The 23,128-nt window shown below is 70.1% G+C and carries 19 protein-coding genes, 1 tRNA gene and 1 pseudogene; 12 read left to right on the top strand and 9 right to left on the bottom strand.

Annotated features, from left to right (window positions below; translation table 11 throughout):
* Window positions 1-94: 94 nt before the first annotated feature.
* From ACH01S_RS40450 to rsmG, 3 genes are all read right to left on the bottom strand, one after another.
* Window positions 95-1,105 carry a ParB/RepB/Spo0J family partition protein gene (locus tag ACH01S_RS40450; RefSeq protein WP_067905411.1) on the bottom strand — a complete coding sequence of 337 codons (1,011 nt, stop codon included), beginning with the start codon at window positions 1,103-1,105 and terminating at the stop codon, window positions 95-97.
* Window positions 1,102-2,001, bottom strand: coding sequence for a ParA family protein (locus ACH01S_RS40445; RefSeq protein WP_083981707.1), 900 nt, complete (start codon window positions 1,999-2,001; stop codon window positions 1,102-1,104). The genes ACH01S_RS40450 and ACH01S_RS40445 overlap by 4 nt, the downstream gene beginning before the upstream one ends.
* A 281-nt stretch (window positions 2,002-2,282) precedes the next feature.
* The gene (rsmG, locus tag ACH01S_RS40440) at window positions 2,283-2,960 is read right to left on the bottom strand and encodes a 16S rRNA (guanine(527)-N(7))-methyltransferase RsmG (RefSeq protein WP_067905409.1); all 678 of its coding nucleotides are present in this window, start codon (window positions 2,958-2,960) and stop codon (window positions 2,283-2,285) included.
* A 208-nt stretch (window positions 2,961-3,168) separates the two neighbouring features.
* On the opposite strand from rsmG, the gene ACH01S_RS40435 reads away from it, so the two are divergent.
* Window positions 3,169-3,630 carry a DUF6458 family protein gene (locus ACH01S_RS40435; RefSeq protein WP_067905407.1) on the top strand — a complete coding sequence of 154 codons (462 nt, stop codon included), beginning with the start codon at window positions 3,169-3,171 and terminating at the stop codon, window positions 3,628-3,630.
* A gap of 218 nt (window positions 3,631-3,848) precedes the next feature.
* Here the strand turns inward: ACH01S_RS40435 and ACH01S_RS40430 are convergent, their stop codons facing one another.
* Genes ACH01S_RS40430 through rpmH form a run of 5 tightly spaced genes read right to left on the bottom strand, consistent with a single transcriptional unit; the run spans window position 3,849 to window position 6,261 of the window.
* Window positions 3,849-4,334 (bottom strand): Jag family protein, encoded by a 486-nt coding sequence (locus ACH01S_RS40430; RefSeq protein WP_067905405.1) that lies wholly within the window; start codon window positions 4,332-4,334, stop codon window positions 3,849-3,851.
* Between the two features lie 37 nt (window positions 4,335-4,371).
* Entirely contained in the window at window positions 4,372-5,391 is a 1,020-nt protein-coding gene (gene yidC, locus ACH01S_RS40425) for a membrane protein insertase YidC (RefSeq protein ID WP_067905403.1), read from the bottom strand.
* On the bottom strand, window positions 5,384-5,728 hold the full coding sequence (gene yidD / locus ACH01S_RS40420; protein ID WP_169809443.1) for a membrane protein insertion efficiency factor YidD: 345 nt from the start codon (window positions 5,726-5,728) through the stop codon (window positions 5,384-5,386). Before yidD ends, yidC begins: the two co-directional genes overlap by 8 nt.
* A gap of 14 nt (window positions 5,729-5,742) precedes the next feature.
* Window positions 5,743-6,111 (bottom strand): ribonuclease P protein component, encoded by a 369-nt coding sequence (gene rnpA, locus ACH01S_RS40415; protein ID WP_067905401.1) that lies wholly within the window; start codon window positions 6,109-6,111, stop codon window positions 5,743-5,745.
* A gap of 12 nt (window positions 6,112-6,123) precedes the next feature.
* A complete protein-coding gene (gene rpmH, locus ACH01S_RS40410; protein WP_067905399.1) occupies window positions 6,124-6,261 on the bottom strand; it encodes a 50S ribosomal protein L34 in 138 nt (45 codons plus the stop codon).
* 644 nt (window positions 6,262-6,905) lie between these two features.
* On the opposite strand from rpmH, the gene dnaA reads away from it, so the two are divergent.
* From dnaA to ACH01S_RS40365, 9 genes are all read left to right on the top strand, one after another.
* Complete coding sequence (gene dnaA, locus ACH01S_RS40405) at window positions 6,906-9,017, top strand: chromosomal replication initiator protein DnaA (RefSeq protein ID WP_067905397.1); 2,112 nt, start codon at window positions 6,906-6,908, stop codon at window positions 9,015-9,017.
* 674 nt (window positions 9,018-9,691) lie between these two features.
* The gene (dnaN, locus tag ACH01S_RS40400; RefSeq protein WP_067905395.1) at window positions 9,692-10,834 is read left to right on the top strand and encodes a DNA polymerase III subunit beta; all 1,143 of its coding nucleotides are present in this window, start codon (window positions 9,692-9,694) and stop codon (window positions 10,832-10,834) included.
* A 111-nt stretch (window positions 10,835-10,945) separates the two neighbouring features.
* On the top strand, window positions 10,946-11,863 hold the full coding sequence (gene gnd, locus ACH01S_RS40395) for a phosphogluconate dehydrogenase (NAD(+)-dependent, decarboxylating) (RefSeq protein WP_067905393.1): 918 nt from the start codon (window positions 10,946-10,948) through the stop codon (window positions 11,861-11,863).
* A 340-nt stretch (window positions 11,864-12,203) separates the two neighbouring features.
* The gene (recF, locus tag ACH01S_RS40390; RefSeq protein ID WP_067905391.1) at window positions 12,204-13,328 is read left to right on the top strand and encodes a DNA replication/repair protein RecF; all 1,125 of its coding nucleotides are present in this window, start codon (window positions 12,204-12,206) and stop codon (window positions 13,326-13,328) included.
* A 29-nt stretch (window positions 13,329-13,357) separates the two neighbouring features.
* On the top strand, window positions 13,358-13,996 hold the full coding sequence (locus ACH01S_RS40385) for a DciA family protein (protein ID WP_246236501.1): 639 nt from the start codon (window positions 13,358-13,360) through the stop codon (window positions 13,994-13,996).
* A gap of 927 nt (window positions 13,997-14,923) precedes the next feature.
* Window positions 14,924-16,861 (top strand): DNA topoisomerase (ATP-hydrolyzing) subunit B, encoded by a 1,938-nt coding sequence (gene gyrB, locus ACH01S_RS40380; RefSeq protein WP_083981704.1) that lies wholly within the window; start codon window positions 14,924-14,926, stop codon window positions 16,859-16,861.
* Between the two features lie 103 nt (window positions 16,862-16,964).
* Window positions 16,965-19,469: a DNA gyrase subunit A gene (gene gyrA / locus ACH01S_RS40375; protein ID WP_067905387.1), complete on the top strand. Its 2,505-nt coding sequence runs from the start codon at window positions 16,965-16,967 to the stop codon at window positions 19,467-19,469.
* A gap of 42 nt (window positions 19,470-19,511) precedes the next feature.
* The gene (locus ACH01S_RS46470; RefSeq protein WP_067905385.1) at window positions 19,512-20,537 is read left to right on the top strand and encodes a DUF3566 domain-containing protein; all 1,026 of its coding nucleotides are present in this window, start codon (window positions 19,512-19,514) and stop codon (window positions 20,535-20,537) included.
* A gap of 68 nt (window positions 20,538-20,605) precedes the next feature.
* Window positions 20,606-20,682 (top strand) — tRNA-Ile (locus ACH01S_RS40365).
* A 1,021-nt stretch (window positions 20,683-21,703) separates the two neighbouring features.
* Here ACH01S_RS40365 and ACH01S_RS40360 read toward each other — a convergent pair.
* The gene (locus ACH01S_RS40360) at window positions 21,704-22,054 is read right to left on the bottom strand and encodes a VOC family protein (protein ID WP_067905383.1); all 351 of its coding nucleotides are present in this window, start codon (window positions 22,052-22,054) and stop codon (window positions 21,704-21,706) included.
* 265 nt (window positions 22,055-22,319) lie between these two features.
* On the opposite strand from ACH01S_RS40360, the gene ACH01S_RS40355 reads away from it, so the two are divergent.
* Both ACH01S_RS40355 and ACH01S_RS43075 read left to right on the top strand, forming a co-directional pair.
* Entirely contained in the window at window positions 22,320-22,553 is a 234-nt protein-coding gene (locus tag ACH01S_RS40355; RefSeq protein WP_067905381.1) for a hypothetical protein, read from the top strand.
* A gap of 169 nt (window positions 22,554-22,722) precedes the next feature.
* Window positions 22,723-23,128, top strand: a pseudogene (locus ACH01S_RS43075) (hypothetical protein); the annotation flags it as partial.

Raw genomic sequence — 23,128 nt, 5'->3', positions numbered from 1 at the left:
GGTGTCCGGCTTCCAGTGGGGCGGGGGAGTGATGTTTCACGGGAAACAGCGGCGCCCCGGGAGCAGGGCTTCCGGGGCGCTGGACGGGCGGACGTCAGGGGCCGGTGGGGTCGTCGTCGGGGACCATGGACTTGATGATGCGGTCGAGGTCTTCGAGGGTGGCGAACTCGACCACGATCTTGCCCTTGTTGCGGCCCATGTCGACACGGACCTTGGTCTCGTAGCGGTCGGAGAGCCGGTCGGCGAGCTCCTGGAGGCCGGGGGCGACCGGCTTCTTGCGGCGGCCCTGGCGCGGCGCCTTCGGTTCGTCGTACTCGCGGAGCGCGATCAGCTCTTCGAGCGCGCGGACCGACAGCCCCTCCTGGACGATCCGCTGCGCCAGATGCTCCTGTGCCTCGACGCTGTCGAGCGAGAGGAGCGCGCGCGCGTGCCCGGCGGACAGGACTCCCGCGGCGACCCGGCTCTGCACGGCGGGCGGCAGGTTCAGCAGGCGCAGCGTGTTGGTGATGTGCGGACGCGACCGGCCGATGCGTCCGGCGAGCTGCTCGTGCGTCGCGCCGAAGTCCTGGAGGAGCTGCTGGTACGCGGCCGCCTCCTCCAGCGGGTTGAGCTGCTGCCGGTGGAGGTTCTCCATGAGCGCGTCACGGAGCAGGTCGTTGTCGCCGGTGTCGCGCACGATCGCCGGGATCACGTCCAGCCCGGCGAGCTTGGACGCCCGCCACCGCCGCTCACCCATGATCAGCTCGTAGTCGTGATCGTCCGCCGAGACCTTGCGGACGACGATCGGCTGCAGGAGTCCGACGATGCGGATCGACTCGGCCAGCTCGTTCAGGGCGTCCTCGTCGAACACCTCACGCGGCTGGCGCGGGTTCCGGGTGATGGAGCGGACGGGCAACTCGGCGAAATGGGCGCCCGCGACCGGCTCCAGCCCCAGGTCGGACGACGCCATGCCGTTCGCGCCGGACGGCCCCGTCCCAGCGGCGGACCCCGGCGCGCCGCCGTCGGCGACGGCCGGGTCACCGGGCCCGGGCGGCGGGGGCGGCGGCGGACCCGTCGGAATGAGGGCGCCGAGCCCCTTGCCCAGACCGCGTCGCTGCTGGCTCACTGGACGGCCCCCGCGTGGGCCATCTCGGAGGCGGCCTCGCTGTAGGCGAGCGCGCCGCTCGAACCGGGGTCGTACGTCATGACGGACTGCCCGTAGCTCGGCGCCTCGGACACCCGGACGCTGCGGGGGATGACCGTGTTGAGGACGACGTCGCCGAAGTGGTTCCGCACGTCCTCCGCCACCTGCGCGGCGAGCCGCGTCCTGGCGTCGTACATCGTGAGCAGGATGGTGGACACCTTCAGCTGTTGGTTGAGGTGCGCCTTGACGAGGTCGACGGTCCGGATGAGCTGCCCGAGGCCCTCCAGCGCGTAGTACTCGCACTGGATCGGGATGAGCAGTTCGTCCCCGCCGACGAGCGCGTTCACGGTGAGCAGCCCGAGGGACGGCGGGCAGTCGATCAGGACGTAGTCGAACCGGTCGGTGTCGTAGGCTTCGAGCGCCCGCCGCAGCCGCGACTCGCGGGCCACCTTGGACACGAGCTCGATCTCCGCCCCGGCGAGGTTGAGCGTCGCGGGCGCGCAGTAGAGGTTCGGGATCTCCGGCGCCGGGACGACGATGTCGGCGAACGACATGTCCTCGATCAGCACGTCGTAGATCGACGGGACCTCCGCGTGGTGGTCGACGCCGAGGGCGGTGGACGCGTTCCCCTGCGGGTCGAGGTCGACCACGAGCACCTGGGCGCCGTGCATGGCGAGGGACGCGGCGAGGTTCACCGAGCTGGTGGTCTTGCCTACGCCGCCCTTCTGGTTGGCGATGGTGATGATGCGGCATCTGTCCGGGCGGGGCCACTCCCTGTCCCGGCGGCCGGTCATCGTCCTGACCGTCGTGGCCGTGGTGGCGGCCGTCGTGGTCGACGTTTCACGTGAAACCTTGGCGTCCTTGAGCGCCTCGCGCACGAGTTCTGACTCCCCCTGATTTGGTCCCTTGCGCGGCACCGGCGGCGGCGCGCCGGTGTTCGTCGGTACATAGCCGACGTTCTCCGCGGTTCCGGACGTCGTGATGCCCCACTTCGCGTGACCGGAGGGCGCGGCCCCTGGCGTGGCGGCCGGGTCCGTGTCCCCCGGTGTCCCGGCGACCGCCGTCCGGTCCGCGGCCACGCCGGGTCCGCCCGGGCCGGGCGGCTGTTCGTCGGGGGATTCGTCGGCGCGGTCAGGTCTGCCAAGTCCTGGTCCCGTGCTCATGAAGACCTCTTCCTCGACCCTTTGGCACGCCGGGGTGCGCGCCTCCGTCGTCCGACATTCTCGCCGCCGCCGGCGATCACTCGCACGAGAGTTGTCGGAGGGTCGACCATACCGCGCCCGACTTGAAGCAGTTCGGCGCCGCGCACCCCGTGCCGCTTCAGGACGGGCTCGGCCTCGTCCAGCTCGGCCGCGGCGCGCTCCCCCTTGAGCGCGAGCAGCTCGCCCCCCGGACGAAGCAGCGGAAGCGCCCACTTCGCGAGCCGTTCGAGCGGTGCGACGGCGCGGGCCGTGGCGACGTCCATCGACAGGCGCCCGGCCACCTCCTCGGCCCGCGCCCGGAGCACCTCGACGTTCTCCAGGTCGAGCATCTCGACGCACTCGGTCAGGAACGTCGTCCGGCGCAGCAGCGGTTCGAGCAGGGTGATCCGCAGGTCGGGCCGGACGATCGCGAGCACGATTCCCGGCAGGCCCGCGCCCGAGCCGATGTCGACGACCCGCGCGTCCCGCGGCACCGCGGCCGACACGACCGCGCAGTTGATCAGGTGGCGTTCCCAGAGACGATCGGCCTCGCGGGGCCCGATGAGCCCGCGCTCGACGCCGGCCGTCCCGAGGAACGCCGCATAGCGTTCCGCGACCGGAAGCGCGTCACCGAAAACCTCGCTCGCAATCCCCACCAGACGAATCGTTCCACATAACACGGCGGCGGCGTGCACGTGAAACGGCGTGACGCGGCGTCCGGCCGCCGGGTACCCGCGTAGCGGCGGCAAGGTCGGAGGACCCTTCCGTTATGGCGAGAACCACATGACCCCATCGCATATTCGAGGCACGTGGGGTAGGGGCTTGCGAGGTCGCCCGAATCCCCCTCGGAAGGAGCTCCGACAGATGGGAATCGGAGTCAGTCTCGCATTCATCGCCCTGGGCGCGATCCTGGCGTTCGCGCTGCGCGTCGATCTCAGTGGCGTCGACATTCACCTGGTCGGCTGGATCCTCATCCTGGTCGGCCTGGTCAGCATGGGCTTCACGGTCAAGTACACGCGGCCGCGCCGCCGCGCCGGCCGCATCGCCGGGGTCGACCCCGCCTACGGGGACGAGCCCGGGACGATCGTCCGCGAGGAGCACATCATCGAGGAGCCCGCGCCCGCGGGCCGTCCAGGCGAACGCGTCGAACGTGTGATCGAGCACCCGGCCCCCGACGTGCCGACCGGCCACGTGGCCCAGGATCCGGCCTATGCCCAGGATCCGGCGCACGCGCAGAATCCGGCGGAGGAGAACCGGACAGCCGTGGTGGACAGCGGTACCGCGGTCCCGCAGCGCCGTAGGTGGCGCCGCACGACCGGCCGCTAGAAGAGCGCCGCTCCCGCCCGGTGTGCCGGGGCGGCGCGCACACCGGGCTCCGGGGCCCCGCGTCGATTCCAGGCGCGGGGCCCTCTCCTCTGACCAGCCGGACCCGCTGACCAGCCGGGCCGCTGGCCAGCCAGGCGGCGAAGGTGCCCGTCCCCAAAAGCGCCGGAAAACGCCACGGCCCCGACCGGTGGAGCGGTCGGGGCCGTGGACGGCGAAGGTCAGGCGGGATAGACCACCACGTAGCGGTCGGGCTCCTCGCCCTCGGACTCGCTGCGGAGCCCGGCGGCGGCCACCGCGTCGTGGACGATCTTGCGCTCGAACGGGGTCATCGGGGCGAGCGGCTTCGGCTCGCCCGCCTGCTTGACCTCGTCGGCGACGTCCGTGCCGAGCTTGGTGAGCTCGGCCCGCCGGCGCTCGCGGTACCCGCCGATGTCGAGCATGAGCCGGGTCCGGTTGCCGGTCTGGCGGTGCACGGCCAGCCGGGTCAGCTCCTGCAGCGCCTCCAGCACCTCGCCGCGCTTGCCGACCAGCTCGTCCAGGGAACCGCCGACGACGGCGACGATCGCGCGCTCGCCCTCGACGTCCATGTCGATGTCGCCGTCGTAGTCACCGATGTCCAGGAGGCCCTCGATGTAGTCGGCGGCGATCTCGCCTTCCTGTTCGAGCGCCTGGACGTCGACCTCGGTGGTGTCGGTCTGGCTCAACGGGATCTCCTTCTCCGGCACGTGCTCGGGGTTCAAACTAGCGCTTCGGGGTGCCGCTGCGCTTGCTGCGCGGCTTACGGGTCGGCTGGTTCCGCACGACCTTGGGCTTGGTGTCGGGCTCGTCGTCCACGGGCTCCGGCTCCTTCTTCAGCCGGGCCTTGGCCTTGATCCCGGACGCGGCCTGGCCGTTCTTCGTCCCGGCGGACTTGGCGCCCGGCCTCGTCCCGGCCTTGCCGCCGCCAGGCTTCCCACCCGTCTTGCCAGTGGTGGTGGTGGGCGCGGGCTCGCCGTCCTTACCGGGCGGTGGGTACCGCTTGTAGATGTAGTGCTGCTGGGCCAGGGTCCAACTGTTGGATGTGACCCAGTACATGAGGACGCCCAGCGGGAACCCGAGCCCGAACAGACCGAACAGCGGCGCGAGGAAGACCATCATCTTCTGCGCCTGCATCATCGGGTTGGCGTCATCGGTGACGGGCTGCCGCTTCATGCTGGCCCGGACGGTGAAGAACGTCGTGCAGGAGCTGATCACCACGGCGATGCCGGTGACGATGATGGCGCTCCACACCTTGGGATTGGCGCCCCAGGCGTTCAGGAACGTGTCCGGGATGTGGGCGCCGAAGATGTTCGCGTTCTGGGCGCTCTTGACGAGGTCCCAGTCCATCGCGAAGACGTCGTGGCCTTCCTTGGCGTCCGAGATCCGCTTGAGGGTCTGGAACAGCCCGATGAAGATCGGCATCTGCACCAGGAGGGGGAGGCAGCCCGAGAGCGGGTTGGCGCCGTTCTCCTGGTAGAGCTTCATGACCTCCTGGTTGAGGCGCTGCTTGTCGTTCTTGTATTTCTTACGGAGCGCCTGGACCTTCGGGTTCAGCTCCTGCATCTTCCGCGAAGCGTGGATCTGCTTCACGAACAGAGGGACCAGCAGCAGCCGCAGGAGGACGGTCAGCAGGATGATCGAGCCGCCCCAGGCCCAACCGCTGTCCTCGGGGAGGAAGGTGCTCAGCCCCGTGTGGATCCACACGATGAGCTGAGAGACGATCTCGTACAACCAATCAAGCACCGGGCAGCTCCTTGGGCTCTGCTAGGGCGGGGCCGCTCTCCTCGCGGCCGGAGTTCGAGGGGGCCGCCGTGGACCTCGTCTTCCGCGGCGGCACCGGGTCGTGACCCCCGGGATGGAACGGATGGCACCGCGCTATCCGGCGGGCCGTCAACCAGGTGCCGCGCAGCGCCCCGTGCACCTGGAGCGCCTCCAGGCCGTACGCGCTGCACGTGGGCTGGAACCGGCACTGCTGCCCGAGCAGGGGACTCAAGAAGCGGCGGTAGGCGCGGACGAGAAGGATCAGCAGGCTCGCGACGGGGCCCGGTCGCCCCATCTGATACCGCGAGGGGAGAGCCATCCCCTGCCGACTCCTCATCTCCGCCCCTTGGACGCGGGCCGCAGGAGCCGGTCCAACGCCGACTCGAGATCCGCGGCCAGTTCGCCAGGACGCGCCTTCCCCGCACGGGGGTTGGCGCGTACTACGAGCAGGCTACCCGCTGGGAGCCGGTCCAGGTGCGGGCGCACCAGGTGGCGGAGCCGGCGCCGCACGGAGTTGCGGACGACGGCGTTCCCCACCGGGCGCGCCACGATGAACCCGACGAGCGGCGGTGCCGCGGCGCCGGGCTCCTCGTCCGGGTGGAGCAGATGAACCACGACAGTTGGCCGTCCGGCGCGGCGACCGCGCCGGACGGCCAACGTGAAGTCGTCCCGCCGCCGCATCCGGTTTCCGGACGGCAGCACAGTATGGGTGGGTCAGACCGCGATGCGGGCGCGGCCCTTGCCGCGCCGGTTGGCGAGGATCGCGCGGCCCGCGCGCGTGCGCATGCGCAGCCGGAAGCCGTGCTTCTTGTGGCGGCGACGGTTGTTCGGCTGGAAAGTACGCTTGCTCACTTGAGGCTCCAGTGCTGCGGTCGGTTCGGCGTCATTGTCGGCAAAGGCTCGATAGCTCGCATCGAGGGCCGCGTCCGGTCCCCCGCAGCGGGGGCCCGCCCGAGCCTGCCTGGCGAGGCTGCCGGCGGGCACGCGGCATCTCCGTCGATGCGACTCGACCTCAGAACGTTACGGGCAACCGGCCGCGCGGTCAAACGGAGCGGCCGCTCCAGCGGCGCGGGCGCGCATGGGAACCGCGCGGGCGGGGATGACCCGGGATCGGACTCCGATGGACATGTTGGACGGGATGGCGCCTGTTGCGGGTGTGGCTCACAGCGGTTAAGGTCGTCCGGGCGAGCCGACGCTCCTCCGACGAATTCGCGATCTGATGTCGGCCTTCAGCCCCGCTAACCCCCGTTCAGGAACCACCCCACCACCGGCCCCGCTAAGGCCGGCGCTCTCCCGACCTCGTTCACCGGAACCCGCCTCGTGGGTTTTACACAGGGTGCCCCATGCCTATGCACAGCATGTGGACAACTCTGTGGACAACTCGTGAGAGAGTAAGTCTTTCGCGCCGCGGCCGTGCCCCGTGAGGCCGATCGCGGGCCGTGGGGCGGACGGGCAGACAGGTACTCCGTCGGACGGAGGGGGAGGGGACCTTGCGCATGGACGGTCAGGATCTCGGATCGGTCTGGGCCCGCACCCTGACGGCCCTGTCCGAGAGCGATCTGTCGCCGAGCTACCGCGCATGGCTGCCGATGGTCCGCCCGCTGGCGCTGGTCGAGGGGACGGCACTGCTCGCCGCCCCCAACGAGTTCGCCAAGGACGCCCTCGAAACACGCCTCCGCAACCTCATTACGCAGGCACTTTCGCATGAGCTCGGCCGGGAGATCCGCGTCGCGGTGACCGTCCAGCCGGAGCCTCCGGCGGGTGCGCCGGGGCCGCCCGCGGGCTCGCGGCCGGGTGCGGGGGAGCCGCTGTCGGCGCCGATCCCGGGGCCCGGGGCGGGGCTCGGCATGCACGAGCCGACGCCGTCCTACGGCGATTCCTACTCCGAACGCCCGCCCGACGACCGGGACCGCGAGCGCGAGCGCGACCGTGACCGCGACCGGGAACGTCCGTACGGCGACCAGGGGTACGGCGAACGGTCCGACCGCGCGTACCCGGAGCAGCCGTTCGGTGACCAGGGGTACCGGTCGGGAGTTACCCACAGCCCGGGCGGGCACGGAGGTTATCCACAGGCTGAGGATGACGAGCGCGGCGGTTATCCCCCCGCGCCCCGTCCTCCTTCTTATGGGCCGGGTGGACGCGGCCCCGTCCCGTTCGAGAACCGCGGACCCCAGGGCTACCCCGGTTATGGAAACCAGGAGGGGTTCGGTGGAGAGCCTCCAGGGCGGCCCCCGCACTCGCATCTGAACGACCGGACTCTGGGCCAGCACCGCCCAGGCGGCCGACCCGCTGAACCACAGGGGCGCGAGCCCCAGCACGGCGGGAACGAACCACCGCTGGGCCGTGCGGAAGACACCTTCCCTGGCGGCGACCCGTTCCAAGGTGGAGACCCATCATTCCCCGGCGTCGAGCAGTCTTATGCACCGCCGGAGCAGTACGGCGGCGGAGGTGGCGGCGAGCAGTACCGCGGCGACGAGCCGCCCTACCGGGAGAGCTCCTTCCGGGACGAGGAGAACCCCGACCCGCGCGCCCCCGCACCAGCCCCGAGCGGAGGGGCCGGAGCGTCCGAGCACGCCCGGCTGAACCCCAAGTACACGTTCGAGACGTTCGTCATCGGGTCGTCGAACCGGTTCGCGCACGCGGCGGCCGTCGCGGTCGCCGAGCAGCCCGCCAAGGCGTATAACCCGCTGTTCGTCTATGGCGACTCCGGCCTGGGCAAGACGCACCTGCTCCACGCGATCGGCCACTACGCTCAGAGCCTCTTCAACGGAGCGCGCGTCCGCTACGTGAGCTCCGAGGAGTTCACGAACGACTTCATCAACTCGATCCGCGACGGTAAGGCGGACGGGTTCCGCCGTCGTTACCGGGACGTCGACATCCTCCTCGTCGATGACATCCAGTTCCTGGAGGGCAAGGAACAGACGCAGGAGGAGTTCTTCCACACGTTCAACACGCTCCACAACGCCAGCAAGCAGATCGTCATCTCCAGCGACCGTCCGCCCAAGGAACTGGTCACGCTGGAAGACCGGCTGCGCAACCGGTTCGAATGGGGGCTGACGACGGACGTGCAGCCGCCCGAGTTGGAGACGCGCATCGCGATCCTGCAGAAGAAGGCGCGCCAGGAGGGCCTCGCCGCCCCGCCGGACGTCCTTGAGTTCATCGCCTCGCAGATCGCGACGAACATCCGCGAGCTGGAGGGCGCCCTCATCCGGGTCACCGCGTTCGCGAGCCTGAACCGGCAGTCGGTCGACATGAAGCTCGCCGAGATCGTCCTGAAGGACCTCATCCCGAACGACTCGGGCCCGGAGATCACCGCCGCGATGATCATGGCGCAGACGGTGGAGTACTTCGGCACCACGATCGAGGACCTGTGCGGGCCGTCCAGGTCCCGGATGCTCGTCACCGCCCGGCAGATCGCGATGTACCTGTGCCGCGAGCTGACCGACCTGTCGCTCCCCAAGATCGGACAGCAGTTCGGGGGACGCGACCACACGACCGTCATGCACGCCGAACGCAAGATCCGGTCGCTGATGGCCGAGCGCCGTGCGATATACAACCAGGTCACGGAGCTGACCGGGCGCATCAAGCACCAGGCGCGCAAGCGCTGACCGGCACGCTCGTGCACAGTGTGGACAACCGGCGGCGACGCCTGTGGACGGGACGCGGACGCCTCGTCCACAGCCCGTCCGACGTACAGAAACGACATAAGGCGCGCATCACCAGAGATCCGGAGTCGCTACTCACAAGTTGTGGAAAACTCTGGGGATTTTCGTGGATAACCCGGTGGGCAACCCTTGGAAAAGCTGAGGATGAGGAGTGGACGGATGTGGACCCGCGGCGCACGGGCCCCGCACTCCTGGGGAAAACCAGTGGACGGCCTGGGGACGTCTTGGGGACGTCTTGGGGACGGGCCTGGGGGCGAACGGCCCGATCCGCCGTCCCCCGTACACAGGCGGCCGAAACCCACGGCATACCCGTGGAGAACTCGTGGAAAACCGGGGGATGACATGAGGACGACGTGTGGGGATGATTTCGCCGTCCCCAGGCGGCGCCGCGCCGTCCACCCTCAGTACACAGCCCCGGTGGACAGAAAAACGCGGTCTCACCTGGGAGAACTCGGTCTGTCCACACTATCCACCGCCCCTATTACTAGTACTGCACCTGTTCTCTACTCAAGAAAAGATCCACCTCAAGTCAGGGCCTGGGGACAACCCGCTCCGAGCGCCCGGGCCGAGGCCGGATCACCTCACCCTTGTCCGACACCTGCAGGAGGCGGGTCCCCTTGAAGTTCCGCATCGACAGAGACGCCCTCGCCGACGCCGTCGCCTGGACCGCGCGCACGCTCCCGGTCAGGCCCCCGGTGCCGGTCCTCGCGGGCATGCACATCGTCGCCGGGGGTGAAGGGCAGAGCGACCGGCTGAAGCTCTCCGCGTTCGACTACGAGGTCTCCGCCCAGGTGTCCACGGACATCGACGTCGAGGAGGCGGGCACCGCGCTGGTGTCCGGACGGCTCCTCGCCGAGATCTCGCGCAGTCTTCCTCCCCACCCTGTGGAGGTGACGACCGACGGGGCCAAGGTGATGCTCCGCTGCGGCAGCGCGAAGTTCACACTTCTCACCATGCCTGTGGAGGACTACCCCACGCTGCCGGAGATGCCGCCCGCGGCAGGGTCGGTGGGCAGTGACGAGTTCGCCGCCGCGGTCAGCCAGGTGGCCATCGCCGCTGGGAAGGACGACACCATCCCCATGCTGACCGGGGTGCGTGTGGAGATCGAGGGCGAGACGGTCACGCTCGCGTCCACGGACCGGTACAGGCTGGCCGTCCGCGAGCTGCACTGGAAGCCCGAGCGGCCGGACTTCTCCGCCGTCGCGCTGGTCCCGGCCAAGACCCTCGCCGACACGGCCAAGTCGCTGACCGCGGGCGCCGAGGTGTCGATCGCCCTCGGCGGGACGGGCGGCACCGGCGAGGGCATGATCGGCTTCGAGGGCGGCGGGCGCCGGACGACGTCGCGCCTCCTGGACGGCGACTTCGTCAAGTACCGGTCGCTGCTGCCGAGCGAGTACGCCGGTCTCGCCGAGGTGCAGACGTCCCCGTTCATCGAGGCGGTCAAGCGCGTGTCCCTCGTCGCCGAGCGGAACACGCCCGTGCGGCTCTCGTTCAGCCAGGGCGAGGTGGTCCTGGAGGCCGGGACGGGGGACGAGGCCCAGGCCGTCGAGGCTCTGGAGGCGTCGCTGGAGGGCGAGGACATCGACATCGCGTTCAACCCCGCGTTCCTGCTCGACGGCCTGTCCGCGATCGGCTCGGACGTGGCGCGGCTGTCGTTCACCACGCCGACGAAGCCCGCCGTCCTCACCGGGAAGCCCCCGCAGGACGGCGAGAACCCCAACTACCGTTACCTGATCATGCCCGTGCGGCTGTCCGGGTAAGGACGGCCGGCGGGACGACGATCCGCGGGGGAGCCGCCCTCGCGGCCCGCACGCGCGGGACCGGCGCGTGCGACGACGACGCACAGGACGCACAGGGGAGAGTGAGCTTGCATGGAGCTTGGGATCATCGGCCTGGGCAAGATGGGCGGCAACATGGCCGAGCGGCTGCGCCGCGGCGGTCACACGATCGTCGGCTACGACCGCGATCCGGACGTCAGCGACGTCGGTTCCGTCGAGGAGCTCGTGGAACGGCTGGCGCCGCCGCGCAACGTGTGGGTGATGGTGCCCGCGGGCAAGGCCACCGAGGACACCATCCACAAGCTGGGGGAGGTCCTCCAGCCCGGTGACCTCGTCATCGACGGCGGTAATTCACACTATGTGGACGACCAGAAGCACGGTGAGGAACTCGCCGCGAAGGGCATCGGCTTCGTCGACTGCGGTGTGAGCGGCGGTGTGTGGGGCCTGCAGAACGGCTACGCGCTCATGGTCGGTGGGGACGAGGCCAGCGTGAAGCGCCTGATGCCCATCTTCGAGACGCTCAAGCCAGAAGGCGAATACGGATTCGTCCACTCGGGCAAGGTCGGTGCCGGGCACTTCGTGAAGATGGTCCACAACGGCATCGAGTACGCCATGATGCAGGCGTTCGGCGAGGGCTACGAGCTGATCGAGGCGTCCGACCTCGTCACCAGGGTGCCGGAGACGTTCCTGAGCTGGCAGGAGGGCACGGTCATCCGGTCCTGGCTGCTGGACCTGCTGAACCGGGCCCTGGCGAACGACCCGGAGCTGGACGACCTGCGCGGCTACGCCAACGACTCCGGCGAGGGGCGCTGGACGGTGCAGGCCGCGGTGGAGCACGCCGTCCCGCTGCCCGCCATCACCGCGTCGCTGTTCGCGCGGTTCGCGTCCCGCCAGGACGACTCCCCCGCGATGCGGGTCGTCGCGGCCCTCCGCCAGCAGTTCGGCGGCCACGCCGTCGAGGCCGTGGGCGCGGACTCCCCCGGCGCCGACGTCACCCCGCCCCCCGTCTGAGCAGACCGTCCGGCCCGACCGGCTCGACGGTCGGCGCGATCAGCTCGGTCGGCGCGATCGGCCGGGCGAAGTTATCCACAGTTGCGGCTTGGGCTGTGCGCGGCCGTCGACGTCCCCGATGCTGGGGATCAGACCGGCCGCGAGCTGCCAGAACGCCCCGCGGGCCCGTCCGCCGCGGGGCGTTCGCGCGTCTCGCGGACGCCCTCGGCGCCACGACCGTGGAGGAGACATGGGACGCACGACCACCGCCGACCGCTCGGGCGCGGCTCGGGGGGCGGGCCGACGGCACTCCTCGGCCGGGTGGGTTCTGTGGACGTTGAAGGCTCTACGCTCGTGTCTCGTGCACGTCGCCCACCTCTCCTTGCAGGACTTCCGCTCGTACCCGGCCGCCGAGGTCGCGCTCGGGCCGGGGGTCACCGCGTTCGTGGGCCCGAACGGGCAGGGCAAGACGAACCTGGTCGAGGCCATCGGCTACGTCGCCTCGCACGGCAGCCACCGGGCCTCGACGGACGCGCCGCTCGTCCGGCACGGCGCGCCGCGCGCGATCGTCCGCGCCGGGATCGTCAAGGACGACCGCAAGGCCCTGATCGAGCTGGAGATCAACCCCGGGCGGGCGAACCGGGCGCGGCTCAACCGGTCCCCCGTCCCCCGGCCGCGCGAGATCCTCGGGATGCTGCGGACCGTCCTGTTCGCCCCGGAGGACCTCTCCCTCGTGAAGGGCGACCCGGGGGAGCGGCGCCGCTTCATGGACGAGCTCCTGACCGCCAGGGCGCCCCGGTTCGCGGGCGTGCGGTCCGACTACGACCGCGTCCTCAAGCAACGCAACGCCCTGCTGAAGTCGGCGGCCGCGCACCGGCGCTCCCCCGGCGCCGAGGTGCTCGCGACCCTGGACGTCTGGGACTCCCACCTCGCGCGCACCGGCTCCGAGCTCCTCGCCGCCCGGCTCGACCTCGTCGAGGCGCTCCGCCCGCTCGTCGCCCGCGCCTACGCGGCCCTGGCCCCGGCGGGCGACGCGGCCGACCTGAACTACAAGAGCTCGCTGGGGGACACCGAGTTGTCCACAGACCGTGGAAAACTCGGCGAGCAACTGCTGTCCGCGATGGGCGAGTCGCGCAAGCAGGAGCTGGAGCGGGGGGTAAGCCTCGTCGGCCCGCACCGGGACGAGCTCGTCCTGCGGCTGGGGGAGCTTCCGGCGCGCGGCTATGCGAGCCACGGCGAGTCCTGGTCGTTCGCGCTCGGCCTGCGGCTCGCGGCGTTCGACCTGCTCCGGGCGGATGGCGACGACCCCGTCCTGATCCTGGACGACGTGTTCGCCGAACTCGACACCGGGCGCCGCAGCCGCCTCGCCGAGATGGTCACGCCCGCCGAGCAGGTCCTGATCACCGCGGCCGTGCCCGCCGACGTCCCGGCGGAACTGACAGGGGGTTCCTATACCGTCTCCGACGGCCGGATAACCCGCGACTGACCAGGCGATGACGGAGAAGGGGTGAGGGCGTGAACGACGATCCACAGGGTGTGCACAACTCCCCCGAGTCTGTGCGCATGCCCGCGTCCGACCGTCGGCCCGAGCCAGTGCCCACGTCCGAGTCCGAGCGGCGGCCTGGGCCCGCGTCCGAGGCCGCATCCGAGGCCGCGTCCGCGCCAAGGCCCGAGGGGCCGCCCGCCAAGTCGGGGATCGAGCTGGCTCGCGAGGCCCTCGCCCAGGCGAAGGCGGACGCCCTGAAGCGCGGCACCGTCCCCGGGCAGAAGTCCAGGCGCAAGGGCGGCGGGGCGCGGGGCATCCGGGTGCGCGAGCCCGGACGGGGCGGCGACCCTAAGCCGTTCGGCTCCGCCATCCACGAGCTGCTGGCGTCCCGCGGCTGGGAGCAGCGCGCCGCGGTCGGCGGCGTCTTCGGCAACTGGCCGGGCATCGTCGGCGCCGAACTCGCCGAGCACACCCGTCCCGAGCACTTCGAGGACGGCGAGCTCACCGTCGCCGCCGACTCGACCACCTGGGCGACGCAGCTCCGCCTGCTGTCGTCGACCCTGGTCCGCCGCCTGAACGAGGAATTGGGCCACGGCACCGTCCGCCGCGTAAAAGTGGTGGGCCCCTCCTCGGGCCCCCGCCGCACCGGGGCCTGGCGAGCCCGCTGACCCGCCTCATCCGGGCCGCACACCTGGATGCGAGCCCCCGGCACACCCGCCGGGCCGGGGAGCCCGCCCGAAGTAGCGGGCCCGGTCGGTTGGGGACGGCTCGTTGGGCCCTTGCCGTGGCTCATTAGGGCCTTGCCCGGGGGCTCATTGGACCTTGGGCCTTACCGGGGGCTCGGTTAGGGCCTTGCCAGGGGCTCGTCGGGCCTTGCTGGGACCTTGCCGGGCCTTGCCGGAGGCTTGCTGGGACGGGTGGCTGGGTGCTGCCGGTGTGGGGAGGGCGAGCGGAACCAGGCGCGAGCGGAACCAGGGGCCAGCGGAACCAGGGGCCAGCTGGACCAGGGGGGTCAGCGGGACTGGGGAGGCGGGGGGACCGAGGGCCGAAAGGGACCGGGACCGGGGGCGGAGGGACCGGGGTTGGAAGGAGCGGGGGCGGAGGGACCGGGGCAGACGGACTGGGGCAGACGGACCGGGGCAGTGGGGAGCGGGGGCAGTGGGGAGCGGGGGCAGTGGGGGTGGGGTAGAGGGGGCGGGTCACCTTTGGGAGGGGGGCGGGTGGCGTTGGGGAGGGTGTTCGCTGTCGGTGGGGGGTGGGAGCATCTGGGACAGGGTGTGCGGAGGCGGGCGCGCCGGTATGCGGTACGTAGGCCAGCGGCACGTAGACTAGATAAAACCCCCGGTCCTATGGGGGGATGCATCTCCAGGGCCGATCGGCCGCCACACGCGCACACAGCGCTCGACAGTGCCACTTTCCGCCGTGTGACCCGGTAGAATGAAATCGGTTCAGGATGCTGCGCCGCCAACGGGTGCCCAGGGCTCTGACCGATGCGAAGACCAGAGCACGCGGGCGCCTTCTCATGTGTGTTACGGGGCACACCGTGCCTCCCTCGGGCGCGGAGCGGCAGACATCCCCGGCAGGAGGATCTTCCTTTGGCGTACGACGCTAGTTCGATCACTGTCCTTGAAGGGCTTGAGGCGGTTCGCAAGCGCCCCGGCATGTACATCGGCTCGACCGGTGAGCGCGGCCTGCACCATCTCGTCTACGAGATCGTGGACAACGCCGTCGACGAGGCCCTCGCGGGCTACGCCGACGACATCGTCGTCACGTTGATGGCCGACGGCGGCGTGAGCGTGCTCGACAACGGGCGTGGCATCCCCGTCGGCGAGCATCCTGTGGAAAAGCGTCCGGCGATCGAGCTGGTGCTCACCACGCTCCACGCGGGCGGCAAGTTCGACGGCAAGTCCTACGCCGTCTCGGGCGGGCTGCACGGCGTTGGCTCCGCCGTGGTGAACGCGCTGTCCACCCGGATGGAGGCCGAGGTCCGCACCGACGGCCACGTGTGGCGCCAGTCGTACACGTGGCGCGGGCCCGAGATGGAGCTCCAGAAGGGCGAGCCGACCGACGAGACCGGCACCCTGATCAGTTTCTGGCCGGACGCGGAGATCTTCGAGACCACCGAGTGGAACTTCGAGACCCTGTCCCGCCGCATGCAGGAGTACGCGTTCCTGAACCGCGGCCTGGCGATCACGCTGCGGGACGAGCGCCCCGACCACTCCAACGGCGAGCCCCACGTCGTCCGCTACCACTACGAGGGCGGCATCGAGGACTTCGTCCGCTACATCAACGCGCGCAAGGACGCCGTGCACGAGTCGGTCGTCTACTTCGAGGACGACACCAAGGGCATGTCGATCGAGATCGCCATGCAGTGGAACTCGTCCTACGCCGAGTCCGTCCACACGTTCGCGAACACGATCAACACGGCGGAGGGCGGCACCCACGAGGAGGGGTTCCGCGCGGCGCTGACCACGATCGTCAACCGGTACGCCCGCGACAAGGGCCTGCTGCGCGAGAAGGACGACAACCTCACCGGCGAGGACGTCCGCGAGGGCCTCACCGCGATCATCTCCATCAAGCTGGCCGACCCGCAGTTCGAGGGCCAGACGAAGACGAAGCTCGGCAACACCGAGGCGAAGTCGTTCGTCCAGAAGGCGTGCAACGAGCACCTGCGCGACTGGTTCGAGGAGAACCCGGGCGAGGCCAAGGAGATCATCAACAAGGCGTCGCAGGCCGCGCGGGCGCGGGTGGCGGCGCGGCAGGCGCGCGACCTGACCCGCCGCAAGAGCCTGCTTGAGTCGACGTCGCTGCCGGGCAAGCTGTCGGACTGCCAGTCCACCGACCCCGGCAAGTCCGAGCTGTACATCGTCGAGGGCGACTCGGCGGGCGGCTCGGCGAAGGGCGGCCGCAACCCGCACTTCCAGGCGATCCTGCCGATCCGCGGCAAGATCCTCAATGTCGAGAAGGCCAGGATCGACAAGATCCTGAAGAACAACGAGGTCCAGGCGATCATCACCGCGCTGGGCACCGGCGTGCACGACGAGTTCGACATCACCAGGCTCCGCTACCACAAGATCATCCTGATGTCGGACGCCGACGTCGACGGCCACCACATCAACACGCTCCTGCTCACGCTGCTGTTCCGGTTCATGAAGCCGCTGATCGAGGCCGGCCACGTGTACCTGTCCCAGCCGCCGCTCTACAAGATCAAGTGGGACGCCCGGGGCACCGAGGCCGACTACGCCTACTCCGACGCCGAGCGGGACGCGATCATCGAGGCCGGGGTCGCCGCGGGCAAGCGCGACCCCCGTCCCCGCGACCTGGTGCAGCGCTTCAAGGGCCTCGGCGAGATGAACGCCAACGAGCTGTGGGACACCACCATGGACCCCGACAACCGGGTCCTGCTGCAGGTGCAGCTCGACGACGCAGCCCAGGCGGACGAGCTGTTCAGCGTGCTCATGGGCGAGGAGGTCGAGCCCCGCCGGGAGTTCATCCAGCGCAACGCCAAGGACGTGCGCTTCCTCGACATCTGACGTGCGGGCCTCCGCCTCGGCGGCTCCCAGGCTCCCCGCTCCGGCGGCCTGACTCCCAGAGGCGACCGCACGCGCATCCCACCGAGCAGAAGAGGTCTTCAGAGTGACGGACGTGACCACCGAGGGCGGACACCCGGGCGAACGGATCGAACCGGTCGACATCCAGGTCGAGATGCAGAAGAGCTATCTCGACTACGCGATGTCGGTCATCGTCGCGCGCGCGCTGCCGGAGGTCCGCGACGGCCTCAAGCCCGTCCACCGCCGCGTCCTGTACGCGATGTACGACGGCGGCTACCGGCCCGACCGCGGTTACTTCAAGTGCGCCCGCGTCGTCGGCGACGTCATGGGGAACTACCACCCGCACGGCGACTCCGCCATCTACGACGCCCTGGTCAGGCTCGCGCAGCCCTGGTCGATGCGGTACCCGCTGGTCGACGGCAACGGAAACTTCGGCTCCCGCGGCAACGACCCCGCCGCCGCCATGCGGTACACCGAGTGCCGCATGGCGCCGCTGGCGATGGAGCTGCTCCGCGACATCGACAAGGAGACCGTCGACTTCTCGCCCAACTACGACGGCCGGTCGCAGGAGCCGGACGTCCTGCCGTCGCGGTACCCGAACCTGCTGGTCAACGGGTCCGCCGGCATCGCGGTCGGGATGGCGACCAACATCCCGCCGCACAACCTGCGGGAGGTCGCCGACGGCGTCCGCTGGTACCTCGACAACTACGGCGCGTCCGACGAGGACCTGCTCGAAGCGCTGATCGAGCGCGTGAAGGGCCCCGACTTCCCGACCGCCGGGCTGATCGTCGGCCGCAAGGGCATCGAGGACGCCTACCGCACCGGCCGCGGCTCGATCACCATGCGCGCCGTCGTCGAGGTCGAGGAGATCCAGGGCCGCACCTGCCTCGTCGTCACGGAGCTTCCGTACCAGGTCAACCCGGACAACCTCGCCCTCAAGATCGCCGACGGGGTGAAGGAGGGCAAGCTCGACGGGATCGCCGACGTCCGCGACGAGACGTCCGGCCGGACGGGGCAGCGGCTCGTCATCGTCCTCAAACGGGACGCGGTCGCCAAGGTCGTCCTGAACAACCTGTACAAGCACACCCAGCTGCAGGAGACGTTCGGCGCGAACATGCTCGCGCTGGTCGACGGCGTGCCGCGCACGCTGCGCATCGACCAGTTCGTCCGGCACTGGGTCGCGCACCAGGTCGAGGTCATCGTCCGCCGCACCCGGTTCCTGCTCCGCAAGGCCGAGGAGCGCGCCCACATCCTGCGCGCCCTGCTCAAGGCCCTCGACCGGATCGACGAGGTCATCGCGCTGATCCGGCGGTCGCCGTCGGCGCAGGAGGCGCAGCAGGGCCTGATGAGCCTGCTGGAGATCGACGAGGTCCAGGCGCAGGCCATCCTCGACATGCAGCTCCGCAAGCTCGCCGCCCTGGAGCGCCAGCAGATCACCGATGAGTACGACAAGCTCATGGCGGAGATCGCCGACTACAACGACATCCTGGCCTCGCCCGAGCGGCAGCGCCAGATCGTCGGCGACGAGCTGGCCCCGATCGTCGAGAAGTTCGGCGACGAGCGGCGCACCCAGATCATCCCGTTCGACGGGGACGTCTCCTACGAGGACCTCATCGCCGAAGAGGACGTCGTCGTCACGATCACCCGCGGCGGCTACGCGAAGCGCACCCGCACCGACCTGTACCGGGCGCAGCGGCGCGGCGGCAAGGGCGTCCGCGGCGCGCAGCTCAAGCAGGACGACATCGTCGACCAGTTCTTCGTCACGACGACGCACCACTGGATCCTGTTCTTCACGAACAAGGGCCGCGTCTACCGCGCGAAGGCGTACGAACTGCCCGACGCCGGGCGCGACTCGCGCGGCCAGCACGTCGCGAACCTGCTGGCCTTCCAGCCGGACGAGCACATCGCCCAGGTCATGGACCTGCGCGACTACGACGTCGCGCCGTATCTCGTGATCGGCACGAAGAAGGGCCGGGTCAAGAAGACCGCGCTCCGCGACTTCGACTCGCCGCGCACTGGCGGCATCATCGCGATCAACCTGGTCGAGGACGACGAGGTGATCGCGGCCCGGCTGGTGTCGGCCGACGACAACCTGCTGATGGTGTCCACCGGGGCGCAGGCGATCCGGTTCCGCGCCGACGACGAGTCGCTCCGCCCGATGGGGCGCGCCACGTCCGGCGTGATCGGCATGCGCTTCGAGGAGGACCAGGAAGTCCTGAACATGCTGGTTGCGCAGGATTCGTCCCAGGACGTCCTGGTCGCGACGCAGGGGGGCTATGCCAAGCGGACCCCCGTCGACCAGTACCCGCTGCAAGGACGTGGGGGTAAGGGCGTCCTCACCGCTAAGATCGTGGAATCTCGCGGGATGTTGGTAGGGGCACTGATGGTGGGCCCCGACGACGAGGTCTTCGCGATGACGTCGAACGGCGGAGTGATCCGCACCACAGCGGCGGAGATCAAGCAATCCGGCAGGCAGACCATGGGCGTCCGTCTTATGAACCTCGCGGACGGCGACAGCGTGGTGGCCATCGCGAGGAACGTAGAGTCCATGGAGGACTCGGAAGAAGCCGAAGGGGGCGACGGTGCGTGATGACCGCGACGCCGTCCCCGATCCGCTAGGCCAGGAGGACACGTGAGCACCGAGCCCGGCAAGAACGAGGACGGGCCCGGCACGGGCGCGCCCGGCGGAGGCTCCGGATCGGGCTCAGCGGCGGGCTCGGGCGCGAAGTCCGGGACCCGTTCCGCCGGGAAGTCCGGGGCGAAGCCGGGCAGGTCCAAGCCGGGCCGGTCGGGGAAGACGGTGTCCGCCGCGTCCTCGTCGTCCGGACGGGACGAGACGACCGTCGACATCGGCTCCGGGACGGACGAGACCCGGACCGACCTCTCCCAGGTCGCGGACGACCAGGCCAAGCCGTCCGACACGCCGGAGATCGCCCCCATCAAGGACACGGCCGAGCCTCCGAAGGACGACTCGGGAGCGGACGCGGCCTCGAAGAACACGCCCTCCGCGCCCGGCCCCCGGTCATCGGGGCCCGGCTCCGGGTCGGGCTGGACCAGGCCCGCCGAGCCGTCCGGCTCGGTCTCCAGCGGGCGTTCGGAGTCGTCGAACACGCCGTTCACTCCGGCGGCGTCCCCGTCCGGCCCGGGTGGTTCAGGTGGCTCGGGCGGTTCCGGTGGGTCGAACCGCAAGGGGTTCGCGGGCACCATCCTCAAGGACCGTCCGTCCTCCACCACGGTGGCGCCCGCCAAGACCTCGTCCAAGCCCGCGGTCGCCGGCAAGCCGGCGCGCAAGGCGCAGCTGCAGCTCGCCCGGCTCGAACCGTGGTCGGTGATGAAGTTCAGCTTCGTGATGTCGCTGGTCTGCTTCGTCGTGCTGCTGGTCGCGGTGATCGTCCTGTACACGATCCTGTCCGGGCTCGGCGTGTTCGACGCCATCAGCGACACCATCAACAGCCTCACCAAGGAGCAGGGCGAGACCACCGGGAGCGTCGACGCGGGCAGCTGGTTCTCCTTCTTCCGCGTCTTCGGCTACACCGTGCTCGTGGGCGCGTTGAACGTCCTGCTGATCACCGCGCTCTCCACGGTCGGCTCGGTCATCTACAACCTCGCCGCCGACCTCGTCGGCGGGGTCGAGGTGACCCTGAAGGAGGCCGAGTAATCGATTTCCGGTTGCCCCGCGGGATGGGGTAATCTCTCGTTGCGCCGCCCAGTACAGCGGCACAACCCGGGCCTATAGCTCAGTCGGTTAGAGCGCATCCCTGATAAGGATGAGGCCGGAGGTTCAAGTCCTCCTAGGCCCACCACTCCGCAGACCCCCGCCGGGCACGACGGGGGTCTTCTGCTGTCCGGCGGTCCCCTGGCCTCCTCCGGCTCGGGCTCGGCTGGTGAGTCGCCGTTCCTCGCCTGTTTTCCACAGTCTGTGGAAAACGCATTTCGAGTTGGGCGTCCTGTCCCGGCGCCGATGGGCGGGGCCGCTTGGCGCGACCGTGATCAGTGGACGCCGTCATTCTTCCGCGCCGCGATCTTCCTTGGGCTCAACGACACGTCCGGGCCATCCGGGAAGTGGATGGCGGGGCTGGGCATAGCCGCGGAATCAGGCCCGCCGCGGCCGCAGAGAATCATCGCCGGGTATTGCGGCAGCTAGCGCGCAGGATCGACGTCGCGAACCCTCGGGCCCGCCGTTGGACGCCGAGGTGCATGCCGCCGCGCCTGTCGACCGCCCTCATTTGGGCTCAGCAGGTCGGTGCCCCCCTTGATGGTGGACGACGGCCTTGCGGCAGCGCTTCGCGGGCGGCATGACGGCGTCCGCGGGACGCGTCCGGGCCTCGCGGTATGTCGTGGACGTGGCCGTCTGTGGGCCGTGCGCTGCTGTGGATGAGCGTCACCGGTTGGGGACGTGGCTGGGGATTGTCGGTGGGCAGCGTTATCCACCGTGAGGGCCGGGGTGTGGAGGCCGCCCGTCCACAGTGTGTGTACGGGGTGTGGGGAACCGTCCGGCGGATGCGGTCTTTCGGCTGGTCAGCAGGTTTTCCACGACGTGGACAAGTCGGCGCGGGGGTTGGGGGCAACCTGGGGAAGAATGGTGGACGCGGCGGCGGGCGGCCGTACCCAGGGTGTGCACGGAAGTTATCCACAGGTTGTGGAATCTGTGCATGGCGACTGGCGGGCGCGGATGATGGAGGAGACGGCGCGCGATCCGCCGCCCGGACCCTGAAAAGCCCGACTGTTCTGGGGATTCCGGTGTGGACGCGGGCCTCCGGAACGCCGCTCGACAGGGGGAAGGAGGTGTGTGCGGAGGCATCCCCAACCTGTGGATAACTATCGCTAGAGGTCCTTCGCCACGGGGTGGCGGGGTTGGTAGATCGGGAGTTCGCCGCCGCTCGGCAGCCGGATCGCCGTGAGCAGTCCCCAGCTCTGCTCGGTGATCGGGACGTCGACCTGGACGCCGCGGGCGCCCAGTCCTTCGAGCGTGGACTGGATGTCGTCGCACATCAGGTAGAACTCGTGCCGCGGTTCGCCCTCGGTGGGATGGGCGGCCACCTCGGCCGGTGGCAGCTTGAAGATCAGCCACCCGTGGCCCGCGTCGACGTTCGGGAAGCCGAGGACGTCCCGGATGAACGCGCGGTCCGCCTCGGCGTCGCGGCTGTAGATGATGACGTGTGCCCCATTGATCATGGTCCCCCCTTGACTCTCGCGTCTGTTCCTTCCCCGCGAGGGAACCGAATCGCACCGAGAGCCGTGGTGACCGCAGGGGATGAGGAAGGAGGTGTCCGCTGTTACCTCTACATGGCGCGCAATGTCCGCATGAAATCGATCGCCGCGCCACGCCCGGCGACGCGGTACGACGCACGTGCGCGACGGCTTGCGGCCTGGGGCACGCACGGCTCGAACAGGCCCGCCACCTGCGAACATCAGTTCGAACGCGTGCTACGCTCCCGGCATGGGGCACTTGCTGAACGAGCCGGTGCGCGCCGAGCACGACCAGGCGGGGCGGCTCACCGCGTACGAGTGGCGCGGAGCGCGCTACGCCGTGCAAGAGGTATTGAAGACCTACGGAACGCCCCAGGAGGGCCGGGTCTACCGTGTCCGGATCACGGGCGCCGAAGGCGTGGCGGTAGCGGAGCTGGGCCGTGACGAAGACCGCTGGCGGCTCCGGCACATCTTCTCCGCCTGACCCCCCACCAACCCACCCCATGCCCGCCAACACCAGCACACCCCCCAGCGACACGGGCACAGCCCGCAGCAGCACCGGTACAGCCCCAAGCGCCACGGGCACGCTCCACAGCGACACGGGCACGGTCCCCAGCGAGAGAGGCACAGCCTCCAGCAGCAACGGCACGACTTTGAGCGGCACCGGCACAGCCCTCAGCGACAGAGGCACGCTCCGCAGCGACAGGGGCACAGCCTCCGGCAGCACCGGCACGGCCCTGGGCAGCACCGGCACGGCCCTGGGCAGCAACGGCACCGCCTCGGGCGGCACCGGCACCGCCCCCGGCAGCACCGGCATGGCCACCCGCAGCACCCGCACAGCTCCCAGCGACAGGGGCACGCTCCGCAGTGACACGGGCACAGCCTCCGGCAGCAACGGCACGACCCGCAGCAGCATCGATACGGATTCGGGCAACACCGGCAGCACCGGTACGACCTTTGGCAATGTTGGCTCGCGCTCTGGCAACACCGGTACGCCTTCGGGCAACACCGGTACGCCTTCGGGCAACACCGGTACGCCTTCGGGCAACACCGGGACCG

Origin of the sequence: Actinomadura chibensis NBRC 106107, assembly GCF_001552135.1 — a bacterium.
Classification (GTDB): domain Bacteria; phylum Actinomycetota; class Actinomycetes; order Streptosporangiales; family Streptosporangiaceae; genus Spirillospora; species Spirillospora chibensis.
Note: the sequence above shows the minus strand (reverse complement) of the source record. Positions and strands in the feature narration are given on the sequence as shown.